Below are 2648 nucleotides of genomic sequence, written 5' to 3' on the forward strand. Positions count from 1 at the left end.
CAAGCTGAAAATCGCGTCTCGCAAAACGCCTCTGGCGTTGTAAGGTTAAGCCTCACGGGTCATTAGTACCGGTTAGCTCAACGCATCGCTGCGCTTACACACCCGGCCTATCAACGTCGTCGTCTTCAACGTCCCTTCAGGACCCTCAGGGGGTCAGGGAAAACTCATCTCGGGGCAAGTTTCGTGCTTAGATGCTTTCAGCACTTATCTCTTCCGCACTTAGCTACCGGGCAGTGCCATTGGCATGACAACCCGAACACCAGCGGTGCGTTCACTCCGGTCCTCTCGTACTAGGAGCAACCCCCCTCAGTTTTCCAGCGCCCACGGCAGATAGGGACCGAACTGTCTCACGACGTTCTAAACCCAGCTCGCGTACCACTTTAAACGGCGAACAGCCGTACCCTTGGGACCTACTTCAGCCCCAGGATGTGATGAGCCGACATCGAGGTGCCAAACACCGCCGTCGATATGAACTCTTGGGCGGTATCAGCCTGTTATCCCCGGAGTACCTTTTATCCGTTGAGCGATGGCCCTTCCATTCAGAACCACCGGATCACTATGACCTGCTTTCGCACCTGCTCGAGCCGTCACTCTCGCAGTCAAGCTGGCTTATGCCATTGCACTAACCTCCTGATGTCCGACCAGGATTAGCCAACCTTCGTGCTCCTCCGTTACGCTTTGGGAGGAGACCGCCCCAGTCAAACTACCCACCAGACACTGTCCGCAGCCCGGATGACGGGCCTACGTTAGAACACCAGCCATTAAAGGGTGGTATTTCAAGGACGGCTCCGCGCAGACTGGCGTCCACGCTTCATAGCCTCCCACCTATCCTACACATCAAGGACCAGTGTTCAGTGTCAAGCTGTAGTAAAGGTTCACGGGGTCTTTCCGTCTTGCCGCGGGTACACTGCATCTTCACAGCGATTTCAATTTCACTGAGTCTCGGGTGGAGACAGCCTGGCCATCATTACGCCATTCGTGCAGGTCGGAACTTACCCGACAAGGAATTTCGCTACCTTAGGACCGTTATAGTTACGGCCGCCGTTTACCGGGGCTTCGATCAAGAGCTTCTCCTTGCGGATAACCCCATCAATTAACCTTCCGGCACCGGGCAGGCGTCACACCGTATACGTCCACTTTCGTGTTTGCACAGTGCTGTGTTTTTAATAAACAGTTGCAGCCAGCTGGTATCTTCGACTGGCTTCGGCTCCGGGAGCAAGTCCCTTCACCTACGCGCCAGCGTGCCTTCTCCCGAAGTTACGGCACCATTTTGCCTAGTTCCTTCACCCGAGTTCTCTCAAGCGCCTTGGTATTCTCTACCTGACCACCTGTGTCGGTTTGGGGTACGATTTCGTGTTGCCTGGAGCTTAGAGGCTTTTCCTGGAAGCAGGGCATTTGTTGCTTCAGCACCGTAGTGCCTCGTCATCACGCCTCAGCCTTGAACATCCGGATTTGCCTGGATGCTCAGCCTACACGCTTAAACCGGGACAACCGTCGCCCGGCCAACATAGCCTTCTCCGTCCCCCCTTCGCAGCAACACCAAGTACAGGAATATTAACCTGTTTCCCATCGACTACGCTTTTCAGCCTCGCCTTAGGGGTCGACTCACCCTGCCCCGATTAACGTTGGACAGGAACCCTTGGTCTTCCGGCGAGCGGGCTTTTCACCCGCTTTATCGTTACTTATGTCAGCATTCGCACTTCTGATACCTCCAGCAGCCCTCACAGGCCACCTTCGACGGCTTACAGAACGCTCCCCTACCCAACAGTATCGCTACTGCTGCCGCAGCTTCGGTGCATGGTTTAGCCCCGTTACATCTTCCGCGCAGGCCGACTCGACCAGTGAGCTATTACGCTTTCTTTAAATGATGGCTGCTTCTAAGCCAACATCCTGGCTGTCTGGGCCTTCCCACATCGTTTCCCACTTAACCATGACTTTGGGACCTTAGCTGGCGGTCTGGGTTGTTTCCCTCTTCACGACGGACGTTAGCACCCGCCGTGTGTCTCCCGTGATAACATTCTCCGGTATTCGCAGTTTGCATCGGGTTGGTAAGCCGGGATGGCCCCCTAGCCGAAACAGTGCTCTACCCCCGGAGATGAATTCACGAGGCGCTACCTAAATAGCTTTCGGGGAGAACCAGCTATCTCCCGGTTTGATTGGCCTTTCACCCCCAGCCACAGGTCATCCGCTAATTTTTCAACATTAGTCGGTTCGGTCCTCCAGTTAGTGTTACCCAACCTTCAACCTGCCCATGGCTAGATCACCGGGTTTCGGGTCTATACCCTGCAACTTAACGCCCAGTTAAGACTCGGTTTCCCTGCGGCTCCCCTATACGGTTAACCTTGCTACAGAATATAAGTCGCTGACCCATTATACAAAAGGTACGCAGTCACCCCACAAAGAGGCTCCCACTGCTTGTACGTACACGGTTTCAGGTTCTTTTCACTCCCCTCGCCGGGGTTCTTTTCGCCTTTCCCTCACGGTACTGGTTCACTATCGGTCAGTCAGGAGTATTTAGCCTTGGAGGATGGTCCCCCCATCTTCAGACAGGATATCACGTGTCCCGCCCTACTCATCGAGCTCACAGCATGTGCACTTTCGTGTACGGGAGTATCACCCTGTACCCTGCGACTTTCCAGACGCTTCCA

Annotated in this window: 1 rRNA gene; it reads right to left on the reverse strand. The window is 54.7% G+C overall.

The features are described 5' to 3' along the window. Positions 1-41 precede the first annotated feature (41 nt). Positions 42-2648 (reverse strand): 23S ribosomal RNA (locus tag BBB56_RS23195); the annotation flags it as partial.

The organism is Candidatus Pantoea deserta (assembly GCF_003813865.1).
In the GTDB taxonomy this organism is placed as follows: Bacteria; Pseudomonadota; Gammaproteobacteria; order Enterobacterales; family Enterobacteriaceae; genus Pantoea; species Pantoea deserta.